General features: G+C 51.1%; 21 protein-coding genes. 20 read left to right on the plus strand and 1 reads right to left on the minus strand.

Annotated features, from left to right (window positions below; all coding sequences use genetic code 11):
* Positions 1-155: 155 nt before the first annotated feature.
* The 10 genes from miaB (at position 156) to pgeF (ending at position 10,651) form a co-directional block, all read left to right on the plus strand.
* Positions 156-1,649: a tRNA (N6-isopentenyl adenosine(37)-C2)-methylthiotransferase MiaB gene (miaB, locus tag HMPREF9469_RS17285; RefSeq protein WP_007864191.1), complete on the plus strand. Its 1,494-nt coding sequence runs from the start codon at positions 156-158 to the stop codon at positions 1,647-1,649.
* A 77-nt stretch (positions 1,650-1,726) separates the two neighbouring features.
* A complete protein-coding gene (gene mutS / locus HMPREF9469_RS17290) occupies positions 1,727-4,369 on the plus strand; it encodes a DNA mismatch repair protein MutS (protein ID WP_040416735.1) in 2,643 nt (880 codons plus the stop codon).
* A gap of 23 nt (positions 4,370-4,392) precedes the next feature.
* Positions 4,393-5,322, plus strand: a complete 930-nt coding sequence (gene trmD / locus HMPREF9469_RS17295; RefSeq protein ID WP_007864193.1) for a tRNA (guanosine(37)-N1)-methyltransferase TrmD — start codon at positions 4,393-4,395, stop codon at positions 5,320-5,322.
* 105 nt (positions 5,323-5,427) lie between these two features.
* A complete protein-coding gene (locus tag HMPREF9469_RS17300; RefSeq protein ID WP_007864194.1) occupies positions 5,428-6,708 on the plus strand; it encodes an HlyC/CorC family transporter in 1,281 nt (426 codons plus the stop codon).
* Positions 6,709-6,856: 148 nt separating this feature from the next.
* The gene (rplS, locus tag HMPREF9469_RS17305; protein WP_007864195.1) at positions 6,857-7,204 is read left to right on the plus strand and encodes a 50S ribosomal protein L19; all 348 of its coding nucleotides are present in this window, start codon (positions 6,857-6,859) and stop codon (positions 7,202-7,204) included.
* A 94-nt stretch (positions 7,205-7,298) separates the two neighbouring features.
* Positions 7,299-7,850: a signal peptidase I gene (gene lepB / locus HMPREF9469_RS17310; protein ID WP_040416738.1), complete on the plus strand. Its 552-nt coding sequence runs from the start codon at positions 7,299-7,301 to the stop codon at positions 7,848-7,850.
* Between the two features lie 66 nt (positions 7,851-7,916).
* Entirely contained in the window at positions 7,917-8,765 is an 849-nt protein-coding gene (ylqF, locus tag HMPREF9469_RS17315) for a ribosome biogenesis GTPase YlqF (RefSeq protein ID WP_007864197.1), read from the plus strand.
* A 13-nt stretch (positions 8,766-8,778) separates the two neighbouring features.
* Positions 8,779-9,438 carry a ribonuclease HII gene (locus HMPREF9469_RS17320; RefSeq protein WP_007864199.1) on the plus strand — a complete coding sequence of 220 codons (660 nt, stop codon included), beginning with the start codon at positions 8,779-8,781 and terminating at the stop codon, positions 9,436-9,438.
* Entirely contained in the window at positions 9,431-9,772 is a 342-nt protein-coding gene (locus HMPREF9469_RS17325; RefSeq protein ID WP_007864213.1) for a YraN family protein, read from the plus strand. The genes HMPREF9469_RS17320 and HMPREF9469_RS17325 overlap by 8 nt, the downstream gene beginning before the upstream one ends.
* 24 nt (positions 9,773-9,796) lie before the next feature.
* A complete protein-coding gene (gene pgeF / locus HMPREF9469_RS17330; RefSeq protein WP_007864216.1) occupies positions 9,797-10,651 on the plus strand; it encodes a peptidoglycan editing factor PgeF in 855 nt (284 codons plus the stop codon).
* 191 nt (positions 10,652-10,842) lie between these two features.
* On the opposite strand, the gene HMPREF9469_RS17335 is transcribed toward pgeF, so the two are convergent.
* A complete protein-coding gene (locus tag HMPREF9469_RS17335; protein ID WP_007864217.1) occupies positions 10,843-12,051 on the minus strand; it encodes a ribose-phosphate pyrophosphokinase in 1,209 nt (402 codons plus the stop codon).
* Between the two features lie 373 nt (positions 12,052-12,424).
* Between HMPREF9469_RS17335 and HMPREF9469_RS33825 the strand changes: the two genes are divergently transcribed.
* The 10 genes from HMPREF9469_RS33825 to HMPREF9469_RS17385 all read left to right on the plus strand — a co-directional run bounded on the left by HMPREF9469_RS33825 (position 12,425) and on the right by HMPREF9469_RS17385 (position 21,396).
* Complete coding sequence (locus HMPREF9469_RS33825) at positions 12,425-12,622, plus strand: DUF6472 family protein (protein WP_040416804.1); 198 nt, start codon at positions 12,425-12,427, stop codon at positions 12,620-12,622.
* Between the two features lie 66 nt (positions 12,623-12,688).
* Entirely contained in the window at positions 12,689-14,017 is a 1,329-nt protein-coding gene (der, locus tag HMPREF9469_RS17345; protein WP_007864220.1) for a ribosome biogenesis GTPase Der, read from the plus strand.
* Positions 14,018-14,040: 23 nt separating this feature from the next.
* Positions 14,041-14,676: a glycerol-3-phosphate 1-O-acyltransferase PlsY gene (plsY, locus tag HMPREF9469_RS17350; protein ID WP_007864221.1), complete on the plus strand. Its 636-nt coding sequence runs from the start codon at positions 14,041-14,043 to the stop codon at positions 14,674-14,676.
* A gap of 25 nt (positions 14,677-14,701) precedes the next feature.
* A complete protein-coding gene (locus tag HMPREF9469_RS17355) occupies positions 14,702-15,715 on the plus strand; it encodes an NAD(P)H-dependent glycerol-3-phosphate dehydrogenase (RefSeq protein ID WP_007864222.1) in 1,014 nt (337 codons plus the stop codon).
* 280 nt (positions 15,716-15,995) lie between these two features.
* The gene (locus tag HMPREF9469_RS17360; protein ID WP_007864223.1) at positions 15,996-17,231 is read left to right on the plus strand and encodes an ABC transporter substrate-binding protein; all 1,236 of its coding nucleotides are present in this window, start codon (positions 15,996-15,998) and stop codon (positions 17,229-17,231) included.
* A 155-nt stretch (positions 17,232-17,386) separates the two neighbouring features.
* A complete protein-coding gene (locus tag HMPREF9469_RS17365) occupies positions 17,387-18,268 on the plus strand; it encodes a branched-chain amino acid ABC transporter permease (RefSeq protein ID WP_007864232.1) in 882 nt (293 codons plus the stop codon).
* A gap of 8 nt (positions 18,269-18,276) precedes the next feature.
* Complete coding sequence (locus HMPREF9469_RS17370; protein ID WP_007864235.1) at positions 18,277-19,350, plus strand: branched-chain amino acid ABC transporter permease; 1,074 nt, start codon at positions 18,277-18,279, stop codon at positions 19,348-19,350.
* A 1-nt stretch (position 19,351) separates the two neighbouring features.
* Positions 19,352-20,110: an ABC transporter ATP-binding protein gene (locus tag HMPREF9469_RS17375; RefSeq protein ID WP_007864238.1), complete on the plus strand. Its 759-nt coding sequence runs from the start codon at positions 19,352-19,354 to the stop codon at positions 20,108-20,110.
* 14 nt (positions 20,111-20,124) lie between these two features.
* Positions 20,125-20,835: an ABC transporter ATP-binding protein gene (locus HMPREF9469_RS17380; RefSeq protein ID WP_007864241.1), complete on the plus strand. Its 711-nt coding sequence runs from the start codon at positions 20,125-20,127 to the stop codon at positions 20,833-20,835.
* A 306-nt stretch (positions 20,836-21,141) separates the two neighbouring features.
* Positions 21,142-21,396 (plus strand): hypothetical protein, encoded by a 255-nt coding sequence (locus HMPREF9469_RS17385; RefSeq protein WP_007864243.1) that lies wholly within the window; start codon positions 21,142-21,144, stop codon positions 21,394-21,396.
* The last annotated feature ends 89 nt before the right edge of the window (positions 21,397-21,485 follow it).

Raw genomic sequence — 21,485 nt, forward strand, 5'->3', positions numbered from 1 at the left:
CCCGGATTGACTTCTATGGTATTTTAATATAAAATTCATACTGTTAATAATTATAATTGGCTGGACCATGCGGTCCAGCCTGCTTGCGTGTTACACCATATGGAAAACGGCTGTTTTCCATATGTATACAGGAAGAAACAGTGAGGAGCAGATTGATGGAAGAATCCAGAACTACAATAAAAGACAAAGACATAATGCCCCCGGACATGGAGCCGGAACGCCAGCAGTACTTTATGGAACGGGCCAGATCACAGGTGGGAGAGCTTTCGGACCGTCTGGGACGGCCCCTGACCTGCTGCATCAACACCTTTGGGTGCCAGATGAATGCCAGGGATTCGGAGAAGCTTTTGGGGATCCTGGAAACCATAGGGTACAAGGCCGTGGAATCGGAGGAGGCTGATTTTGTCCTCTACAATACATGTACGGTGCGTGAAAATGCAAACCTGCGGGTCTACGGGCGTCTGGGACAGCTGGGAGCCTACAAGAAAAAACATCCCCAGATGATGATCGCCCTGTGCGGCTGCATGATGCAGGAAAAGGAAGTGGTGGACAAGATAAAGAAGAGCTACCGCTACGTGGACCTGATCTTTGGAACCCACAATATATTTAAGCTGGCAGAGCTGGTGTCCGTCTGTCTGGACAGCCGCAAAAAGGAAGATGAGAGCCGGAGGGGAGGCTCCGGCAAAGCCCACAAGCACCAAATGGTTGTGGATGTGTGGGAGGACACGGACCAGATCGTGGAGGATCTGCCGGTGGAGCGAAAATATCCTTTTAAATCCGGCGTCAATATCATGTTTGGCTGCAATAATTTCTGCAGCTACTGCATTGTTCCCTATGTTCGGGGGCGGGAACGCAGCAGGAAGCCGGAGGAGATCGTAAAGGAGATCAGTAAAATGGCTTCCGAGGGCGTGGTGGAAGTCATGCTTTTGGGACAGAATGTAAACTCCTACGGCAAGAATCTGGACACGCCCATGACATTTGCACAGCTTTTAAGGGAAGTGGAGCAGATCGAGGGCATCCGCAGGATCCGATTCATGACCTCCCATCCCAAGGACCTGTCAGAGGAGCTGATCCAGGTCATGGCGCAGTCGGATAAGATCTGCCGCCATCTGCACCTGCCTTTGCAGTCGGGAAGCAGCAGGATCCTTAAGAAAATGAACCGTGTCTACACAAAGGAGCAGTTTGTTGAACTGGCCGGCCGGATCAAGAAAGCGGTTCCAGGCATTTCCCTGACAACAGATATCATAGTGGGGTTCCCGGGAGAGACGGAGGAGGATTTCCAGGAAACCCTGGATGTGGTGCGCCGGGTGGAGTTTGACAGCGCATTTACCTTTATCTACTCCAAACGGACCGGAACCCCGGCAGCGTCCATGGAGGATCAGATCCCCCATGAGGAGATTAAAGACCGCTTTGACCGCCTGCTTAAGGAGGTGCAGGATATTTCCGCCAGGATGTGCAGCAGGGACGTCCATACCGTGCAGGAGGTGCTGGTGGAGGAGGTCAATGACCACTCCCCGGATCTGGTCACAGGACGGCTGTCCAACAACACGGTGGTGCATTTCCCCGGGGACTCGTCCCTCATAGGACAGCTGGTACCCGTATATCTGGAAGAGAGCAAAGGATTTTATTACATGGGAAAAAGAATGTAGGTGATACACCGTCAACCTGCATCCAACGATACGAGAGAAGAGAGGACATAATTTTGGTACAGTCACAATTATCACCCATGATGCAGCATTACGTAGAGACTAAAAAAGAATATCCGGACTGCATCCTGTTTTACCGTCTGGGGGATTTCTATGAGATGTTTTTCGAGGACGCCCTGACGGTTTCAAAGGAGCTGGAGATCACCCTGACCGGAAAAGACTGCGGCCTTGATGAGCGCGCTCCCATGTGCGGCGTGCCCTATCATGCAGTGGAGTCTTACCTGTACCGTCTGGTCCAGAAGGGATATAAGGTGGCCATAGCGGAACAGGTGGAGGATCCCAAGCTTGCAAAGGGGCTTGTGAAGCGGGAAGTGATCCGCGTGGTTACCCCCGGGACCATCACCAGTGTGCAGGCCCTGGATGAGACTAAGAACAACTATCTCATGGGAATCGTCTGCATGGACGGCATTTACGGCATTTCCACTGCGGACATCACCACCGGGGACTTTATGGTAACCGAAGTGGATTCGGACCGGGAGCTGTTTGATGAGATCAACAAGTTTTCCCCTTCCGAGATCATCTGTAACAATGCTTTTTATATGTCCGGCGTGGATCTGGAAGAGCTTAAGAACCGCTATCATGTGGTCATATCAGCGTTGGACAGCCGATTCTTCGGTGATGAGTCCTGCCGCAGGGTGCTGCGGGAGCATTTCCGTGTGGGTCATTTAAGCGGTCTGGGACTCACCGATTACGGTACGGGGATCATTGCGGCAGGGGCAGTGATGCAGTATATGTATGAAACCCAGAAAAATACCCTGGAACACATTACCACCATCACCCCCTATTCCACAGGGCAGTTTATGGTCATTGACACCTCTACCAGGAGAAACCTGGAGCTGGTGGAGACCATGCGGGAAAAGCAGAAGCGGGGAACCCTGCTCTGGGTCCTGGACAAGACCAAGACAGCCATGGGGGCGCGCCTTCTGAGAAGTTACATTGAACAGCCCCTGATCCATAAGGACGAGATCATGAAACGGCAGGAAGCAGTGGAAGAGCTGAATATGAATTATATTTCCCGGGAGGAGATCTGCGAGTACCTCAATCCCATCTATGATCTGGAACGCCTGATCGGGCGTATCAGTTATAAGACGGCCAACCCAAGGGATCTGATTGCATTTAAAAGTTCCCTGGAAATGCTTCCACACATCAAGCGGATCCTGGGAGAGTTTACCGGAGAACTGTTAAGAAGCCTGGCAGAGGAACTGGACAGCCTCCAGGATATTTATGAGCTGATCGGGGAGGCGATCCTGGAGGATCCGCCTGTAACGGTCCGCGAGGGCGGCATCATCAAGGACGGCTATAACGAGGAGGCGGACAAGCTGCGCCAGGCCAAGACAGAGGGTAAGAACTGGCTGGCAGAGCTGGAGTCAAAGGAAAAGGAAAAAACAGGGATCAAGACCCTGAAGGTAAAATTCAACAAGGTGTTCGGCTACTATTTTGAGGTTACCAATTCCTTTAAGGACCAGGTGCCGGATTACTTTGTGCGCAAGCAGACACTGACCAATGCGGAGCGTTTTACCACAGATGAGCTAAAGCATCTGGAGGACATTATCATGGGAGCCGAGGACAAGCTGGTCTCCCTGGAATATGACCTGTTCTGTCAGGTGAGGGACAGCATTGCGGCCCAGGTGGTCCGCATCCAGAAGACGGCAAAGGCCATTGCGGGAGTGGATGTGTTCTGCTCCCTGTCCGTGGTGAGCACGCGCCGGAATTATGTAAAGCCCATGATCAACGAGAAGGGCGTGATCCAGATCAAAAACGGCCGCCATCCCGTGGTGGAGCAGATGATGCGGGATGACCTGTTTGTGGCCAACGATACCTTCCTGGACAATGGCAAGAACCGTCTGTCCGTTATCACAGGCCCTAACATGGCGGGTAAATCCACCTATATGCGCCAGGTGGCCCTGATCGTGCTCATGGCCCAGCTGGGCAGCTTTGTGCCTGCCCAGGAGGCGGACATCGGAATCTGCGACAGGATCTTTACCAGGGTGGGCGCCTCCGATGACCTGGCCAGCGGGCAAAGCACCTTTATGGTGGAAATGACCGAGGTGGCCAATATCCTGCGCAATGCCACAAGGAACAGCCTGCTGGTCCTGGACGAGATCGGAAGGGGAACCAGCACCTTTGACGGCCTGTCCATTGCGTGGGCTGTGATCGAACACATCAGCAGTACAAAGCTTCTGGGAGCCAAGACACTGTTCGCAACCCATTACCATGAGCTTACGGAGCTGGAGGGCACCATTGCGGGGGTGAAAAACTACTGTATTGCGGTGAAGGAGCAGGGGGATGATATCGTGTTCCTGCGAAAGATCGTCCGGGGCGGGGCTGATAAAAGCTACGGCATCCAGGTGGCCAAACTGGCAGGTGTACCTGATTCAGTCATTGCCAGGGCCAAGGAGATCGCAGAGGAACTCAGCGATGCCGACATCACGGCCAGGGCCAAGGAGATCGCGGAGATCAGCTCCAACATTACCCAGCACAAGGCGGTTCCCAAGCCAGACGAGGTGGATATGCAGCAGCTCACCTTCTTTGATACGGTAAAGGATGACGACATTGTCAGGGAGCTGGACTGCCTGGAACTGTCCACCATGACGCCCATTGATGCCCTGAACACCTTGTACCGGCTCCAGACGAAACTGAAGAACCGGTGGAAAGATAACTAAATAAAAGGATAATAGGAGAAAAGATGAATTTCCATATATTGACATTGTTTCCGGATATGGTCATGGACGGGCTTGGAACCAGCATTACGGGCCGGGCCATGGACAGCGGGGCCATATCGGTGGAGGCCATTGATATCAGGGCCTATTCCAGGGATAAACACAGGCATGTGGATGATGCGCCTTACGGAGGCGGGGCCGGTATGGTGATGCAGCCCGGGCCTGTGTGCGAGGCATATGAAGACCTTTGCGCGCGGACCGGTAAAAAACCCAGGGTCCTCTACATGACGCCCCAGGGCAGGGTATTCAACCAGTCCATTGCCGAGGAACTGGCAAAGGAGGAGGACCTGGTGTTCCTGTGCGGTCACTATGAGGGCATTGACGAGAGGGCGCTGGAGCTGATCGTCACGGATCATCTCTCTGTGGGGGACTTTGTGCTCACGGGCGGAGAGCTTCCTGCCATGGTAATGATAGACTGTATCTCCAGGCTGGTGCCGGGCGTGCTGAACAATGAGGTGTCAGCAGAGGAGGAGTCCTTTCACGACAATCTGCTGGAATATCCGCAGTATACCAGGCCGGAGGTGTTCCGGGGCATGGCTGTTCCCGAAGTGCTCTTAAGCGGACATCACAAGAATATTGAAGAGTGGCGCAGGCAGCAGTCCATCAAACGCACCCTGGAGCGCCGCCCGGACCTGCTTGCCGGAGCCAGACTGACCCTAAAGGAGCACAAATATCTGGATTCCCTGGGGCAGGGAGAGGGCGGCATCGGGCAGCTGGAGGAGATCCTGGAAAGCTATGCGGAGTCCGCGGGAAGCGGGGAAGCAGCTCCCCGGATCAAACGCCGGGCCATGGCGGCGGCAAAGAAGCTGCTGGCTTCCGGGGAATGCACCCTGGAGGATGTGAAAAGCTTTTATAAAGTGTGCAGTTTAAAGATCAAATGGCTGAAACACAAATGATATCCGGTTATAAAATCCAGTACAACGCAAGCACGGCGTTGACAGAATCCTCAGAATATTGTACAATTTCATGAAAATACGCAAACGAAACAGGAGTTGATAATTTTGGACCTATCTGGTGACACGATCGCCATACGCTTAATTGTTATCATTATTTTACTGGGGCTCTCCGCCTTTTTCTCATCTTCGGAGACAGCCCTGACCACGGTTAATAAGATCCGCATCAGAAACCTGGCAGAGTCGGGCAATCAATCTGCCGTGTGGGTCATGAAGCTGGGGGAAGATCAGGGCAAGATGCTCAGTGCCATACTGATCGGCAACAACGTGGTCAACCTTTCCGCATCCTCCATGCTGACCGTACTGGCCACGGAGGTGTTCGGAAGCAGGGCGGCCGGTGCGGCCACAGGAATCCTGACCCTTTTGATCCTGATCTTTGGTGAGATCACCCCCAAGACCATCGCCACCCTGGAGGCGGAGAAGAATGCCCTCAGGTTCGGTCATGTGATCTATATCCTGATGGTCCTTCTCACACCGGTGATCGCAGCGGTGAACGGGATGTCCTTTGGCGTACTGAAGCTCCTCAACGTGGATCCCAACAAGCGGGGAGATGACATGACGGAGGACGAGCTGCGCACCATAGTGGAGGTGGGCCATGAAAAGGGCGTCATTGAGTCGGAAGAAAAAGAAATGATAAACAATGTGTTTGATCTGGGCGATTCTGTGGCCAAGGATATTATGGTTCCCAGGATTGATATGACGTTCATCAATGTGAATGCAGGCTTTGACGAGCTGCTGGAGGTGTTCCGCCAGGAGCGCTACACCCGCCTGCCCGTATACGAGGAAACCACGGACAACGTGGTGGGCATTATCAATATCAAGGACATGCTGCTGATCGAGGACAGGAAGCATTTTTCCATAGGCGACCATCTGCGGCAGCCTCTTTATACCTTTGAATCCAAAAAATTGTCCGAACTCATGGTGGAGATGAGGGGAACCTCCAACAACATTGTCATTGTCCTGGATGAGTACGGCGCAACGGCCGGCCTGATCACCCTGGAGGATATTCTGGAGGAGATCGTAGGGGACATCAGGGATGAGTATGATGAGGATGAGGAGGACGAGCTGGTTGCCCTGGGGGAGGACCAGTATCTGGTGGAAGGAGCCATGAAGCTGGATGACCTAAACCACAAGCTGGGATTGGAGCTGGCCTCTGAGGATTATGATTCCGTGGGAGGTCTGATCATTGACAAGCTGGAGCACCTTCCCGCCCAGGGAGAGGAAGTGGAGTGTGACGGAGTGCGCCTGGTGGTGGAGCAGGTGGATAAAAACCGCATTGACAAAATTCATCTTTACCTCCATTCCCACAGCGAAAAAGAAGAAGATTGATCGATAAAAAGCTTGCATTTTGGGACAATATATGATAGAATCAGATGTTGTGACAAGAAATAGATGGTCCTCTGTTACTGAAAGGCAGTGAATTTGATTTACCGCACATGGTATTAAGAACATCCAATAGATGAAGGAGGTTCACACGATGAACGACATTATTAAGAACATTGAAGCAGCTCAGCTGAAAGAAACCGTACCCGCATTCTGCGTTGGCGATACCGTAAAGGTATACAACAAGATCAAAGAGGGTAACCGCGAGAGAATCCAGATTTTCGAGGGAACTGTTATTAAAAGACAGAACGGCGGAGCAAGAGAGACATTTACCGTAAGGAAGAATTCCAATGGTATCGGCGTTGAGAAAACCTGGCCATTACATTCTCCCAGCGTTGACAACGTAGAAGTTGTTCGTAAGGGTAAAGTAAGACGTGCTAAGCTGAACTACTTAAGAGACAGGGTTGGTAAGGCTGCCAAGGTTAAAGAATCAGTTAAATAATCAGGTAGTTGAAACGGGAACAAGGGACAATGAAAATTGTCCCTTTCTTATTCTTTTGCAGCGCTGGCAACAGTGGGAGAAATGGGTGTGGTCCATGGAGTTTTATGTAAATGAAGATACGGCCTGGCTGCGCCGGATTGTGCACTGGGTTGTAAATGTGGTGATCGTGCTGGCCCTTGCCTGGTTTCTGGTATATGGCTTTTGTGCCCAGGTCCTTGTGTCGGGCAATTCCATGCAGCCGGTGCTGGCAGCCGATGACGTGGTGCTGGTAAACCGCCTTGCCTATGACGTGGGAAAGCCGGAACGGTTTGATATCGTGGTCTTTGAACGTGAGGACCGGAAAAAGAATGTAAAGCGGGTCATCGGGCTTCCGGGGGAGACCGTGCAGATCAAGGGCGGCTATGTATTTATTGACGGTGAGCTGCTGGAGGCCCCGGACGGACTGGAGCAGGTCTCCCTGGCCGGCCGTGCCGACACGCCGATCCAGCTGGAGGAGGACGAATACTTCCTGTTGGGCGATAACCGGGACAGCAGTGAGGACAGCCGCTTTTCCAACATTGGAAATGTAAAAAGAGAGCAGATACAGGGTAAGGTCTGGTTCCGCATCTATCCCTTACTCAAACTGGATCTGATCCGTTCAAAATAGAAGCTATAACCAAAAGCAGGAGACATATAGGAACAGGAAGCATATAAGAACAGGAGTTAACAAGGTATGAATATACAATGGTATCCCGGTCATATGACCAAGGCCAAACGGGCCATGAAAGAGGATATAAAGCTGATTGACCTGGTGATCGAACTGGTGGATGCCAGAGTGCCCCTTTCCAGCCGTAATCCGGACATTGACAGTCTGGCGGCAGGCAAGGCAAGGATGGTGCTTCTCAACAAATCAGACCTGGCGGATGAGCGCCTGAACGCCCAGTGGGCAGCCTGGTTTGAGGCAAAGGGTATTCATGTGGTAAAGATCGATGCCAGGAATAAGGGAACCTTAAAGCAGGTGCAGGGCGTGGTGCAGCAGGCATGCAGGGACAAGATCGAGCGCGACAGGAAGCGGGGCATCTTAAACCGCCCCATCCGTACCATGGTGGTGGGGATCCCCAATGTGGGCAAATCCACATTCATCAATTCCTTTGCAGGCAAGGCATGTGCCAAAACAGGCAACAAGCCCGGTGTGACAAAGGGAAATCAGTGGATCCGCCTGAACAAGACCCTGGAGCTTTTGGACACCCCGGGTATCCTCTGGCCTAGATTTGATGACCAGAGCGTGGGGCTTAAGCTGGCTCTCATCGGCTCCATCAATGACCAGATCCTTAACAAGGATGAACTGGCCGGACAGTGTATCCGCATATTGAAGGAGCAGTATCCCGGAACCCTTTTAAACCGGTTTGACCTGGAGACAGAGGATAAGGAGCCGGCCGCCATCCTGGAGGACATTGCAAGAGCGCGCTCATGCCTGATGAAGGGCGGGGAGCTGGATGTGGCAAGGGCATCAGCCCTTTTACTGGATGATTTCCGGGCAGGGAAACTGGGGCGTGTAACCCTGGAACAGCCCGGGGAATAAGGAGAGGATAACTGTGGCTGCAAGAGTACTAAAGGGAGAGAGACTGGAGAAGGAACTGGCCAGGCTGGAAGCCATGACCCAGTATGAAAAAGAATATGAAGCTTATGCCTATGTATGCGGCATTGACGAGGCGGGAAGAGGGCCGCTGGCAGGTCCGGTGGCGGCAGGCGCGGTGATTCTCCCAAAGGACTGCCGGATCCTGTACCTGAACGATTCCAAAAAGCTTTCTGAAAAGCGGAGGGAGGAGTTGTTTGAGGAGATCAAGGAAAAGGCGGCAGCCTGGAGCGTGGGGATTGTGTCCCCTGCCAGGATCGATGATATCAATATCCTACAGGCCACCTATGAAGCCATGAGGGATGCTGTGGGCCGGCTTGGCGTAACACCGGATGTGCTTCTCAATGACGCGGTCACCATACCGGGCCTTCCTATGAAGCAGGTGCCCATCATAAAAGGGGATGCAAAAAGTCTTTCCATCGCAGCTGCCAGCGTCCTGGCCAAGGTTACAAGGGACCATATGATGGCGGAATACGAGGAAATGTTCCCGGGCTACGGGTTTGCAAAGCACAAGGGCTACGGGACCGCGGCCCATATCCAGGCGATCAGGGAACTGGGACCATGTCCCATTCACAGAAGATCATTTATCAGGAATTTTGTGGAGCAGGAAGATGAATAAACGGGAAGTAGGCAGCTGCTATGAAGAACTGGCAGCTGTTTATTTACAGAAAAAAGGATACCGCGTCCTGGAGCGGAATTACCGCTGCAGACAGGGGGAGGTGGACCTGATCTGTACCCAGGGCCCCTGCCTGGTATTCGTGGAAGTCAAGTACCGGACAGACGGCCGCATGGGCGGTCCTCTTGAGGCAGTGGATAAGAGAAAGCAGAGGCGTATCCGCCAGGCTGCCGCCCATTATATGTACAGCCACGGTTTTGCTGAGGATTGTGCCTGCCGATTTGATGTGGTGGGGATCCTGGGAGAACGGGTCGAGCTGGTCCAGGATGCATTTTAGATATGCTTTGTAAGGAGATAATCGATGGCGATCAAATGGAACTATAAAAACAGCAATGATATATTTATTACCTGTGAGCAGGGCGGTGTGCCCTTTCTTTCTTTTAAGGCATTGGAACACACCAAAATGGTCATGAATGGGTTCTCCACCCGTCTGGGGGGTGCCAGCAAAGGAAAATTTGCCACCATGAATTTTTCCTACAGCAGAAAGGACGATCCCTCCCATGTCCTGGAGAATTTCACAAGAATGGCCGATGCCCTGGAGGTGGAGCGGGACAGGATGGTTGTCTCTTATCAGACACATACCGTAAATGTGCGCAGGGTGACGGAGGAAGACGAGGGGAAAGGCGTTATACGGGAACGGGACTACAGGGATGTGGACGGCCTGATCACCAATATACCGGGCATCACCCTGGTGACCTTTTACGCGGATTGTGTGCCTTTATATCTGGTGGACACAAGAAACCGCGCCATTGGCCTCAGCCACTCCGGGTGGAGGGGCACTGTAAAGAGGATGGGCCGGGTCACCATTGACGCCATGAAGGAGGCATACGGAACAAGGGCTGAAGATCTGGTGGTCTGCATTGGCCCCAGCATCTGCCGGGAATGCTTTGAAGTAGGTGAGGAGGTGGCGGAGGAGTTTAAGGCTGCCTTTGACAAAACACATTGGCAGGATCTCTTTTGCTTCAACGGAAAACCGGGCAAATACCAGATGGATCTGTGGAAGGCCAATGAGATCATTTTCAGGGAAGCCGGTGTTCCAAAGGAACAAATACATACCACCAATATCTGCACCATGTGCAACAGCGACTATCTGTTTTCCCACCGCAGGGTGGGAGAGGAGCGGGGAAACCTGGCCGCCTTTTTGTGCCTCCGGTGATCCGTTGAGGGCCATTGTGTGCGGGCTGCCGTTCAGGAGCGGCCATACCGGGCCGGTCCCCGCGGACCGTTTTTTATACCATAGGGAATTCCAGAGGAATTTCCCATGATATTAAAAAGCACAATCCACTCCATGGGGAACGGGTTGTGCTCTTTTTGGAAAGCCCTAACAGGCAGGGAGAAAAGCCTGTCTTATACTAATTTCTGGAAATACTCATATCCGCCGTTTTGGTATTTCTGCACCAGCTTCTGGATCTTCTCCGTTGGGGAGAGAGATGCGCTGATGGAGCGGTCATGGTTCAGGGCGTTGATGATAGCCGCCATATACTTGCTCATGTCAGCTTCCAGATACCATTCCCTCTTTAACAGTTCCTGGTTGCGGTAATTCAGGTTGGTGGTAATCACATAGTCCAGGTAGCCCTGGGTATAGAATTCGTCAAACTTCTCAAGGCCGTTGGTAAAGAGGCCGAAGGTACAGCATACAATGACCTTGCCTGCTTTGCGCTCCTTCAATTCCTTACAGGTATCCAGCATACTCTCACCGGAAGAGATCATGTCGTCAATGATCAGGACAGTCTTTCCTTCCACGGAGGCACCAAGGAATTCATGGGCCACAATAGGGTTGCGTCCGTTGATAATCTGGGAGTAATCACGGCGCTTGTAAAACATACCCATATCCACGCCCAGGTTGTTGGCCAGGTACACGGCCCGGTTCATGGCTCCCTCGTCAGGGCTGATGATCATCAGGTGCTCTTTGTCAATCTGGATGCTGGAGTCATGTGCAAAGAGACTCTTCACAAACTGATAAGTAGGCATGAAATTGTCAAAGCCGATAAGGGGGATGGCATTCTGCACGCGTGGGTCATGGGCATCAAAGGTGATGATGTTCTCCACTCCCATGGCTGCCAGCTCTTCAAGCCCCATGGCGCAGTCCAGGGATTCGCGCTTGCTGCGCTTGTGCTGACGGCTTTCGTATAAGAAAGGCATGATCACATTTACCCTGTGGGCTGTGGATACACAGGCACCGATCACCCGTTTTAAATCCTGGAAATGGTCATCCGGTGACATGTGGTTGGTATAGCCGCTGACCATGTAGGGAATGCTGTAGTTCATCACATCCACCATCACAAAGACATCGGTACCGCGGACGGATTCACCGATAACGGCCTTTCCTTCTCCTGTGCCGAATCTTGGACAGCTGCAGGGAAGAAGGTAGGAATCCACGTCATAACCGCGGTAATGCAGATCCTCCTTGCGGCGCATAAGCTCTTCCATATCATTGCGTCTAAACTGTACAACATGGTCATTTACCTTGGATGCCAGTTCCTGACAGCTTTCCAGTGCAGCGATTTTTAGCGGCGCAACAGGAAGGGAATCGTTGAATACATAATTGTTAGCCATGATAGCTGTGCTCCTTTGTTAAATAAGTAAATAAATACTAATACTCGTATGTTGTCAAAATACCACATATGATTTATACCATTTTTTATTTGGCCCGGTCAAGGGGTTGCGGGTATTTCTTCAAAAAATACAAAATATTTTCAGAAAAAGAACTTGCCATTTACAAAAAAGGGCAATATTGTTATTATATAAGTTATATACTGATGGGATTGGTGTGGATTCAGAAAATGCTTTACAAGTAAGGGCACGTATAGTAAAATCAAGCGGATATGACTTTGCGCAGGTATTGTTTCATCTTGAAAGCGGGCAGGCGCAGAAGGCGTGCATGGAAGGCGTGCCGGTGCAGAATATAGATATGAGGGGTATGAACCGGATGGAGTCTGGCAGGAAGACAGTGAGGACCAGCTGCGAGTGCTGTGGGAATTACGTATATGATGAGGAAAATGACTACTATATCTGTGAAGTGAATCTGGATGAGGATGAGATGGGACGCTTTCTGAGTAATACCATGTACCAGTGCCCTTATTATCAGTCCGGGGATGAATACCGGATCGTGCGAAAGCAGATATAGGCAGGGCAGATAAAAGAAAGCCGGATAAAAAAGCAGATACAGGCAGATTGAAAGAGAGGAAATAAGATGAGCAAACCAGTGGTTGCAATCGTGGGAAGGCCCAATGTGGGCAAGTCCACGTTGTTTAATGTGATAGCAGGAGATACCATCTCCATTGTAAAAGACACACCGGGAGTGACCAGGGACAGAATCTATGCTGACTGTAACTGGCTGGATATGAACTTTACACTGATCGACACAGGGGGGATCGAGCCTGACGCCAGGGATGTCATCCTTTCCCAGATGAGGGAGCAGGCGGAGATAGCCATTTCCACTGCGGATGTGATCATTTTTATCGTGGATGTGCGCCAGGGTCTGGTGGATTCCGATGCAAAGGTGGCGGACATGCTGCGCAAGTCCCATAAGCCTGTGGTGCTGGCCGTGAACAAGGTGGACAGCGTGGCCAAGTTTGGCAATGATGTCTTTGAATTCTATAACCTGGGGATCGGTGACCCTGTACCGGTATCGGCTGCTTCGCGCCTGGGGATCGGCGATCTGCTGGATGAGGTGGCAAAGCACTTTGACGGTACGCAGGCGGAGGAGGAAGATGATGACCGTCCGCGTATAGCGGTGGTGGGCAAGCCTAATGTAGGTAAATCTTCCATTATTAATAAGCTGCTGGGAGAAAACCGGGTGATTGTAAGCGACATTGCCGGCACCACCCGGGATGCGGTGGACACGGAGATCATTCACAACGGCACCCCCTATGTGTTTATTGATACGGCAGGACTGCGCCGCAAGAATAAAATCAAGGAAGAACTGGAGCGGTACAGCATCATTCGTACGGTTACGGCCGTGGAACGGGCTGATATTGTGGTGATTGTCATTGATGCCACCGAGGGCGTGACGGAGCAGGACGCCAAGATCGCAGGGATTGCCCACGAGCGGGGCAAGGGTGTGATCGTGGCGGTGAATAAGTGGGATGCCATTGAAAAGACGGATAAGACCATTTACGAGTACACCAATAAGATAAAGAATACATTATCCTTTATGCCCTATGCGGAATACATTTTTGTTTCCGCCCAGACAGGACAGCGCCTTCCAAAGCTGTTTGAGCTGATTGATGCGGTGCGCCAGAATCAGACACTGCGCGTGGCTACAGGAGTACTCAATGAGATCATGACGGAGGCAGTTGCCATGCAGCAGCCGCCGTCAGACAAGGGAAAAAGACTTAAGATTTACTATATGACCCAGGTGGCTGTGAAACCGCCCACATTCGTGATCTTTGTGAATGACAAGGAACTGATGCATTTTTCCTATACCAGATACCTGGAGAACCAGATCAGGAATGCCTTTGGATTCAAGGGAACTTCCCTAAAGTTTATTACCCGGGAACGCAAGGCAAAAGAGCAGTAAGCCAGACAAGGGGGGATAAAGGAATGGAACGTATCATATGTTTAGTTATGGGATATGTGTTTGGACTTTTTCAGACCGGTTATCTTTATGGCAAGTATAAGGGGATCGATATCCGCCAGCACGGAAGCGGAAACTCCGGAAGCACCAATGCCCTGAGGGTGATGGGAGTGAGGGCGGGACTCATTGTATTTCTGGGAGACTTTTTTAAGACAGTGATCCCCTGTTTTCTGGTAAGGATCCTGTTTGGAAGCCAGCCGGATTATCTTTATGTGTGGATTCTATACGCCGGATTCGGAGTCATACTGGGACATAACTTCCCGTTTTATCTGAATTTCAAAGGCGGTAAGGGAATTGCGGCAACTGCAGGAATTGTCACCTCCCTGGACTGGAGGCTGATGCTGCTGTGCCTGGCGGCATTTGTCCTGGTCGTGGCTGTGACCAGGTATGTATCCCTGGGATCTCTTATTGTATCCACCATTTTAGTGGTCTGGAATGTGGTGATGGGACAGATGGGAGCCTACGGACTGTCTGCTGCGGCCAGACCGGAATTTTATGGTATCTCCGCAGTGATCGCCGCCATGGCCTTCTGGAGGCACAGGGCCAATATTGTAAGGCTGGTGCAGGGCAAGGAGAATAAAGTAGGCGCAAAAAAGAAATAAATAACTGAAAATGGACGGTGAAGTTATGGCATCAATTGGTGTAATTGGAGCAGGTACATGGGGAACCGCGCTGGCTGTACTGCTGAGCGGCAACGGACATCAGGTGATCATCTGGTCGGCGATACCGGAGGAAGTGAGGGAACTTAAGAAAACACACACTCACAGGAATCTGCCGGATCTGCATATTCCGGAATCCATCGGATTCACAGAAGATCTGAAGGAAGCAATGGAGGACAGGGATCTTCTCATCCTGGCAGTGCCCTCAGTCTTTGTGCGCGGCACGGCGCAGAAGATGAAACCATATATCAAGAAAGGCCAGGTTATTACAAATGTGGCAAAGGGGATCGAAGAGAATACCCTTATGACATTGTCGCAGATCATTGAGGAAGAACTGCCGGAGGCTGAGGTTACAGTGCTTTCAGGACCCAGCCATGCGGAGGAGGTCAGCAAGGGTCTTCCCACCACCTGTGTCGCAGGCGCCCACAAAAAACATGTGGCGGAGTTTGTGCAGGGTATATTCATGAGCCAGGTGTTCCGCGTTTATACCAGCCCTGACATTCTGGGAATTGAACTGGGCGGAGCTTTAAAGAACGTGATCGCTCTGGCATCCGGCATGGCTGACGGTCTGGGCTACGGGGATAATACAAAGGCGGCCCTGATCACCAGGGGGATTGCGGAGATATCACGCCTGGGCACGGATATGGGAGGCAGGATGGAGACATTTGCAGGTCTTACGGGAATCGGGGACCTGATCGTTACCTGTGCCAGCATGCACAGCCGTAACCGGCGTGCCGGTATCCTCATTGGCAAAGGTTACACCATGGAGGAAGCCATGGCTGAGGTGAATATGGTGGTGGAAGGAGTATATTCCGCCAAGGCAGCCCTGGCCCTGTCCCGGCAGCACCATGTTTCCATGCCCATTGTGGAGCAGGTCAATGCCATCCTGTTTGGGGGTATGCCAGCCAAGGAGGCGGTGCTGGAGCTGATGCTCAGGGATAAGCGGATTGAAAACTCCGGATTGGAATGGGAAGAAGAGTAAGATCAGAGAGTGAAAACAAACATATTTTCCTGGAATAGCAGGGGAGGGAAGGCCTGAATATGGTCCCCTCCCCTAAAAATTGGTTCATTTTGAGGAAATACAGCAAATTTTAGGATAATTTTTCTGCAAATCCCTAAAATCGACTTAATATTTTCATGAAAAGGTTGACAATCTCTTCCGGACTACCTATAATATAGAAAGCTTTACATAGAAAGTCCATGATAATACAGCGATGCTATAGATCGTGGAACGTAAGGAAAAGCAAGAGGAGGAAACATTTATGAAGAAGAGATTATTTAGTCTTGGCCTGGCAGTGGCCATGGCAGCTTCCCTGACAGCGTGCGGAGGCTCCAAGACAGCAGAAACAACCACAGCAGCACCGGCTGCTGAGTCAAGTGCGGCAGGGGAAACCACAGCGGCAGGTGAGGCGGCAGAAACCACAGAAGCAGCCGGCGGCGTGATCAAGATCGGCGGAATTGGGCCGACTACCGGCGGTGCTGCAGTATACGGCCTGGCTGTTCAGCGCGGTGCCCAGCTGGCAGTGGATGAGATCAATGCCGCAGGCGGAATTAACGGTGCTCAGGTTGAGTTTAAATTTGAAGATGATGAGCATGACGCAGAGAAATCTGTCAATGCCTATAATACGTTAAAAGACTGGGGTATGCAGGCTCTTATGGGAACCGTTACCTCTGCTCCCTGTATTGCGGTTGCTGATAAGACGGCCTCTGACAACATGTTCCAGATCACACCATCCGGTTCTGCTGTAGAGTGTGCGGCAAACCCCAACGTATTCCGTATCTGCTTCTCCGATCCGGATCAGGGTGCAGCTTCCGCCAAGTACATTGGTGAGAACAAGCTGGCTTCCAAGATCGCTGTTATCTATGACAGCTCTGATGTATATTCCAGCGGTATCTATGAGAAGTTTGCTGAAGAATCCAAAAACCAGGGTCTTGAGATCGTTGCAGCAGAAGCATTTACCGCTGACAGCAACAAGGATTTCTCCACACAGTTACAGAAGGCAAAGGATGCAGGCGCCGAGCTGGTATTCCTGCCTATCTACTATACAGAGGCTTCCCTGATCTTACAGCAGGCTGACAAGACAGGATTTGCTCCTCAGTTCTTTGGATGCGATGGTATGGACGGTATCCTTCAGGTTCAGAACTTTGACACCAAGCTGGCAGAGGGCCTGATGCTTCTTACACCATTTGCAGCGGATGCTTCCGATGATTTGACCGTTAACTTTGTAAAGAGCTACAAGGATGCATACAATGAAGTTCCTGTACAGTTTGCAGCCGATGCCTATGATGCGATCTACGCCATCAAGGCAGCAATGGAAGATGCAGGCGTGACATCTGATATGGATGCAAGCGCTATCTGTGATGCACTTAAGACCTCTATGCTGAACATCAAGCTGGATGGACTGACCGGCGAGGGTATGACCTGGACAGAGGACGGCGAGCCTCATAAGGCACCTAAGGCTGTTAAGGTTGTGGACGGAGCTTACACAGCAATGTAATTGCAGCGATTGCAGATCATAATGCGAAACCCAACAGAGGGTTGTCTCGATGACAACCCTCTTGTTTATAGTAAGTTTCTGTGATATATTAATTTCAGTATTCTGCCGCTTCATAGTGGTAAATTAAAAAAGACTTCAGACAAAGAGGTGTAGGTATGGGCTTTATTAACTATTTGATCAACGGCGTCAGCCTGGGCAGTGTATATGCCATTATAGCTCTTGGGTATACAATGGTTTATGGGATCGCCAAAATGCTGAACTTCGCTCATGGCGATGTTATTATGATTGGCAGCTACGTGGTATTTGTCACGGTCAGCACCATGGGATTTCCTCCCATGGTAGGGGTACTGGTGGCAGTTCTGGCCTGTACGCTGCTGGGTATGACCATTGAGCGGATCGCTTATAAGCCCCTGCGCGGCGCCTCTCCTCTTGCAGTACTTATCACGGCCATTGGTGTCAGTTATCTGCTGCAGAATGTGGCACTGCTTATATTTGGTGCGGATACGAAGTCATTTACATCTGTTGTTACTATTCCGGCCATCAAACTGGCGGGCGGACAGATGACGATCACAGGGGAGACCATTGTCACCATTCTTTCCTGTATCGTTATTATGATCGGTCTGACCACATTTATCAACAAATCCAAGGCAGGGCAGGCCATGCTGGCTGTTTCGGAGGACCGTGGGGCAGCTACCCTGATGGGGATCAATGTCAACGGCACCATTGCCCTTACGTTTGCGATCGGCTCCGCACTGGCTGCCGTTGCAGGCGTGCTCCTGTGCTCGGCTTACCCGTCCCTGACTCCCTATACCGGTTCCATGCCGGGCATCAAAGCCTTTGTTGCTGCTGTGTTCGGCGGCATCGGCTCTATTCCCGGTGCATTTATTGGCGGGATCCTCCTGGGTGTAATCGAGATCCTTGCAAAAGCATACATATCCTCACAGATGTCGGACGCCATCGTGTTCTCTGTGCTGATCATTGTGCTGCTTGTAAAGCCCACCGGTATTCTGGGCAAGAAGATTAATGAGAAAGTGTAGGTGCCGGTATGAAGAGTAACGCAAAGCGTAAAACATTTATCAATAATATGATCACTTACGGAATGGTGGCGGCAGCCTATGTCATCATGCAGATCCTGGTGGGTACAGGCCATGTGTCCAGCCTGATGAAGGGACTTTTAGTTCCCTTCTGTATCTATGTGATCATGGCTGTTTCCCTGAACCTGACTGTTGGTATCCTGGGTGAGCTGAGCCTGGGCCATGCAGGATTTATGTGCGTGGGCGCATTTGCAGGCGCCCTGTTTTCCAAGTGTATGAAGGGGGTTATTGACCCCACCCTGGGAATGGTGATCGCCATTATCATCGGGGCTGTCACAGCAGCAGCCTTCGGCATACTGATCGGTATTCCGGTACTGCGCCTGAGAGGCGATTATCTGGCCATTGTAACCCTGGCATTCGGCGAGATCATCAAGAACCTGGTAAACGCCGTTTATCTGGGACGTGACACGGCAGGATTTCATATTTCCTTTAAGGATTCCATGTCCCTGAACCTGGAGGAGGGCGGCGAAGTGCTGATCAAGGGGGCCCAGGGAATTACAGGAACGCCCCAGACCGCTACCTTTACCATTGGAGTGATCCTGGTTCTGGTCACCCTGTTTATAGTGATCAATCTGGTGAATTCCAGAGCGGGACGCGCCATCATGGCGATCCGCGACAACCGGATCGCAGCAGAGTCCATTGGTATCAATATCACAAAATATAAGCTGCTGGCTTTCTCTGTTTCCGCAGGTCTGGCCGGTGTGGCGGGCGTACTGTACGCCCACAACCTGACCACCCTGACAGCGCTGCCCAAGAACTTTGGATACAACATGTCCATTATGATCCTAGTGTATGTGGTTCTGGGAGGCATTGGAAGTATCCGGGGATCGGTGATCGCAACCGTTATCCTCTACCTTCTTCCGGAAATGCTCAGGGGACTCAGCAACTACCGTATGCTCATGTATGCTGTGGTGCTGATCCTTGCCATGCTCTTTAACTCCGCGCCGCAGTTTGTGACCATGCGTGAGCGTGTGGCAGAGAAGTTCAGCAGGAAAGATAAGAATCCGGCAAAGGAGGCGGCATAACATGGCATTACTTGAAGTAAAGAATTTAAGCATTTCCTTTGGCGGACTTAAGGCAGTTGACAATTTCCAGATCAGTATTGATAAAGGGCAGCTCTATGGCCTGATCGGGCCTAACGGCGCCGGAAAGACCACGATCTTCAATCTGCTTACGGGCGTATATAAGCCGGATGCAGGAAGCATAGAGCTGGACGGCGTCAATGTAACGGGAAGAAAGACCACGGAGATCAATCAGGCAGGGATTGCAAGGACGTTCCAGAATATCCGTCTGTTTAAGGATCTGTCCGTGCTGGACAATGTAAAGGCGGGACTGCACAACCACTACAAATACTCCACGGCGGCCGGTATCTTCAGATTGCCAAGGTATTATAAGACAGAGAAGCAGATGGATGAAAAGGCCATGGAGCTGTTACATGTATTCGGGCTGGATCATGAATGTGATTACAAGGCATCCAACCTGCCATACGGCAAGCAGAGAAAGCTGGAGATAGCCAGGGCGCTTGCCACAAAACCCAAACTGCTTCTTTTGGACGAGCCTGCGGCAGGTATGAATCCCAACGAGACAGCAGAGCTTATGGAAACCATCCGTTTTGTGCGGGACAATTTTGATATGACGATCCTTCTCATTGAACACGATATGAAGCTGGTAAGCGGAATCTGTGAAGAACTGACCGTACTGAACTTTGGCCAGGTCCTTTGCCAGGGTGAGACCGGCATGGTCCTGCACAATCCGGAAGTAGTAAAAGCGTATCTTGGTGAATAGGAGGAGAGGTTATTATGGCTATGCTTGAAGTCAGAAACCTGGAAGTATACTATGGTGTGATCCAGGCCATAAAGGGAATCTCCTTTGATGTAAACCAGGGAGAGATCGTAGCGCTTATCGGTGCCAACGGGGCAGGAAAGACCACCACCCTGCACACCATTACCGGTCTGATCAGCGCAAAATCAGGAAAGATCATTTACGAGGGAACGGATATAACCAAGGTTCCCGGATATAAACTGGTCAATATGGGCATTGCCCATGTGCCGGAGGGCAGGAGAGTGTTTGCAACCCTTACGGTTCTTCAGAACCTGAAGATGGGAGCTTACACCAGGAAAGACAAGGAAGAGATAGACAGCACCCTTAAAATGATCTACAGCCGTTTCCCACGTTTGGAGGAGCGGAAGAATCAGCTGGCCGGAACTCTTTCCGGCGGCGAGCAGCAGATGCTTGCAATGGGGCGTGCCCTTATGAGCCATCCCAGGATGATTGTAATGGATGAGCCCTCCATGGGACTCTCACCCATTTACGTAAACGAGATCTTTGATATCATCCAGAAGATCAACGGGGACGGGACTACTGTGCTTTTAGTGGAACAGAATGCGAAGAAGGCCCTCTCCATCGCCAACCAGGCATATGTTCTGGAGACCGGCAATATCGCCCTCAGCGGGGATGCCGGGGAACTTATGAATAATGATCAGGTAAAGAAAGCATATCTCAGCGAGTAACATGTAAAGATATGGGACCTGACGGGGGAATGGGAACGGGGACCGGATCAAGACCGGTTCCTGTTTTTGTATTTCGGGAAAAACACTGCAGATGAATAAAGTTTATTTTACCCCATTTTTTAAAAAGTTTGGGGAGTCCGTTTTCGGATATTGAAATTGACCGCCATATATGCTATATATAGATTACCGCCTGTGATCGAGACAGTAACTTAACGATCAGAACACCTGGATTTTCACCCGGGTGTTTTATATTCTTGTTTACTCTCGGAGACTCCGAGCGTAAACTCTTTGGAAAGGAGGGAAGAGATGCTTGATAAAAGGGATTTAGAGATGATCCGTATTATTATGAAGGAAGAGATTTCGGCTTCTGAGGAACGCATGGATGTACGCATGGATGCACGTTTTGCAGAGCAGGAGAAGCGCATTGATGTACGTTTTGCAGAGCAGGAGAAGCGTATTGATACACGTTTTGCAGAGCAGGAGAAGCGTATTGATGCACGTTTTGCAGAGCAGGAGAAGTGTATTGATGCTACGTTTTGCAGAGCAGGAGAAGCGTATTGATGCTACGTTTGCAGAGCGAGGAGAAGTGTATTGATGCACGTTTTACAGAGCAGGAGAAGTGTATTGATGCACGTTTTGCAGAGCAGGAG

The sequence above is a fragment of the [Clostridium] citroniae WAL-17108 genome (assembly GCF_000233455.1).
Classification (GTDB): Bacteria; Bacillota; Clostridia; order Lachnospirales; family Lachnospiraceae; genus Enterocloster; species Enterocloster citroniae.

What these genes read in the sequence shown, in the direction of transcription:
- lepB (WP_040416738.1), top strand. Translation starts at nt 7,299, where the DNA reads ATGGAGTTTTATGTAAATGAAGATACGGCCTGGCTGCGCCGGATTGTG.
- ylqF (WP_007864197.1), top strand. Translation starts at nt 7,917, where the DNA reads ATGAATATACAATGGTATCCCGGTCATATGACCAAGGCCAAACGGGCC.
- HMPREF9469_RS17375 (WP_007864238.1), top strand. Translation starts at nt 19,352, where the DNA reads ATGGCATTACTTGAAGTAAAGAATTTAAGCATTTCCTTTGGCGGACTT.
- HMPREF9469_RS17385 (WP_007864243.1), top strand. Translation starts at nt 21,142, where the DNA reads ATGCTTGATAAAAGGGATTTAGAGATGATCCGTATTATTATGAAGGAA.
- HMPREF9469_RS17380 (WP_007864241.1), top strand. Translation starts at nt 20,125, where the DNA reads ATGGCTATGCTTGAAGTCAGAAACCTGGAAGTATACTATGGTGTGATC.
- trmD (WP_007864193.1), top strand. Translation starts at nt 4,393, where the DNA reads ATGAATTTCCATATATTGACATTGTTTCCGGATATGGTCATGGACGGG.
- mutS (WP_040416735.1), top strand. Translation starts at nt 1,727, where the DNA reads ATGATGCAGCATTACGTAGAGACTAAAAAAGAATATCCGGACTGCATC.
- miaB (WP_007864191.1), top strand. Translation starts at nt 156, where the DNA reads ATGGAAGAATCCAGAACTACAATAAAAGACAAAGACATAATGCCCCCG.
- HMPREF9469_RS17335 (WP_007864217.1), bottom strand. Translation starts at nt 12,051, where the DNA reads ATGGCTAACAATTATGTATTCAACGATTCCCTTCCTGTTGCGCCGCTA.
- der (WP_007864220.1), top strand. Translation starts at nt 12,689, where the DNA reads ATGAGCAAACCAGTGGTTGCAATCGTGGGAAGGCCCAATGTGGGCAAG.
- pgeF (WP_007864216.1), top strand. Translation starts at nt 9,797, where the DNA reads ATGGCGATCAAATGGAACTATAAAAACAGCAATGATATATTTATTACC.
- plsY (WP_007864221.1), top strand. Translation starts at nt 14,041, where the DNA reads ATGGAACGTATCATATGTTTAGTTATGGGATATGTGTTTGGACTTTTT.
- HMPREF9469_RS17355 (WP_007864222.1), top strand. Translation starts at nt 14,702, where the DNA reads ATGGCATCAATTGGTGTAATTGGAGCAGGTACATGGGGAACCGCGCTG.
- HMPREF9469_RS17325 (WP_007864213.1), top strand. Translation starts at nt 9,431, where the DNA reads ATGAATAAACGGGAAGTAGGCAGCTGCTATGAAGAACTGGCAGCTGTT.
- HMPREF9469_RS17360 (WP_007864223.1), top strand. Translation starts at nt 15,996, where the DNA reads ATGAAGAAGAGATTATTTAGTCTTGGCCTGGCAGTGGCCATGGCAGCT.
- HMPREF9469_RS17365 (WP_007864232.1), top strand. Translation starts at nt 17,387, where the DNA reads ATGGGCTTTATTAACTATTTGATCAACGGCGTCAGCCTGGGCAGTGTA.
- HMPREF9469_RS33825 (WP_040416804.1), top strand. Translation starts at nt 12,425, where the DNA reads ATGGAGTCTGGCAGGAAGACAGTGAGGACCAGCTGCGAGTGCTGTGGG.
- rplS (WP_007864195.1), top strand. Translation starts at nt 6,857, where the DNA reads ATGAACGACATTATTAAGAACATTGAAGCAGCTCAGCTGAAAGAAACC.
- HMPREF9469_RS17370 (WP_007864235.1), top strand. Translation starts at nt 18,277, where the DNA reads ATGAAGAGTAACGCAAAGCGTAAAACATTTATCAATAATATGATCACT.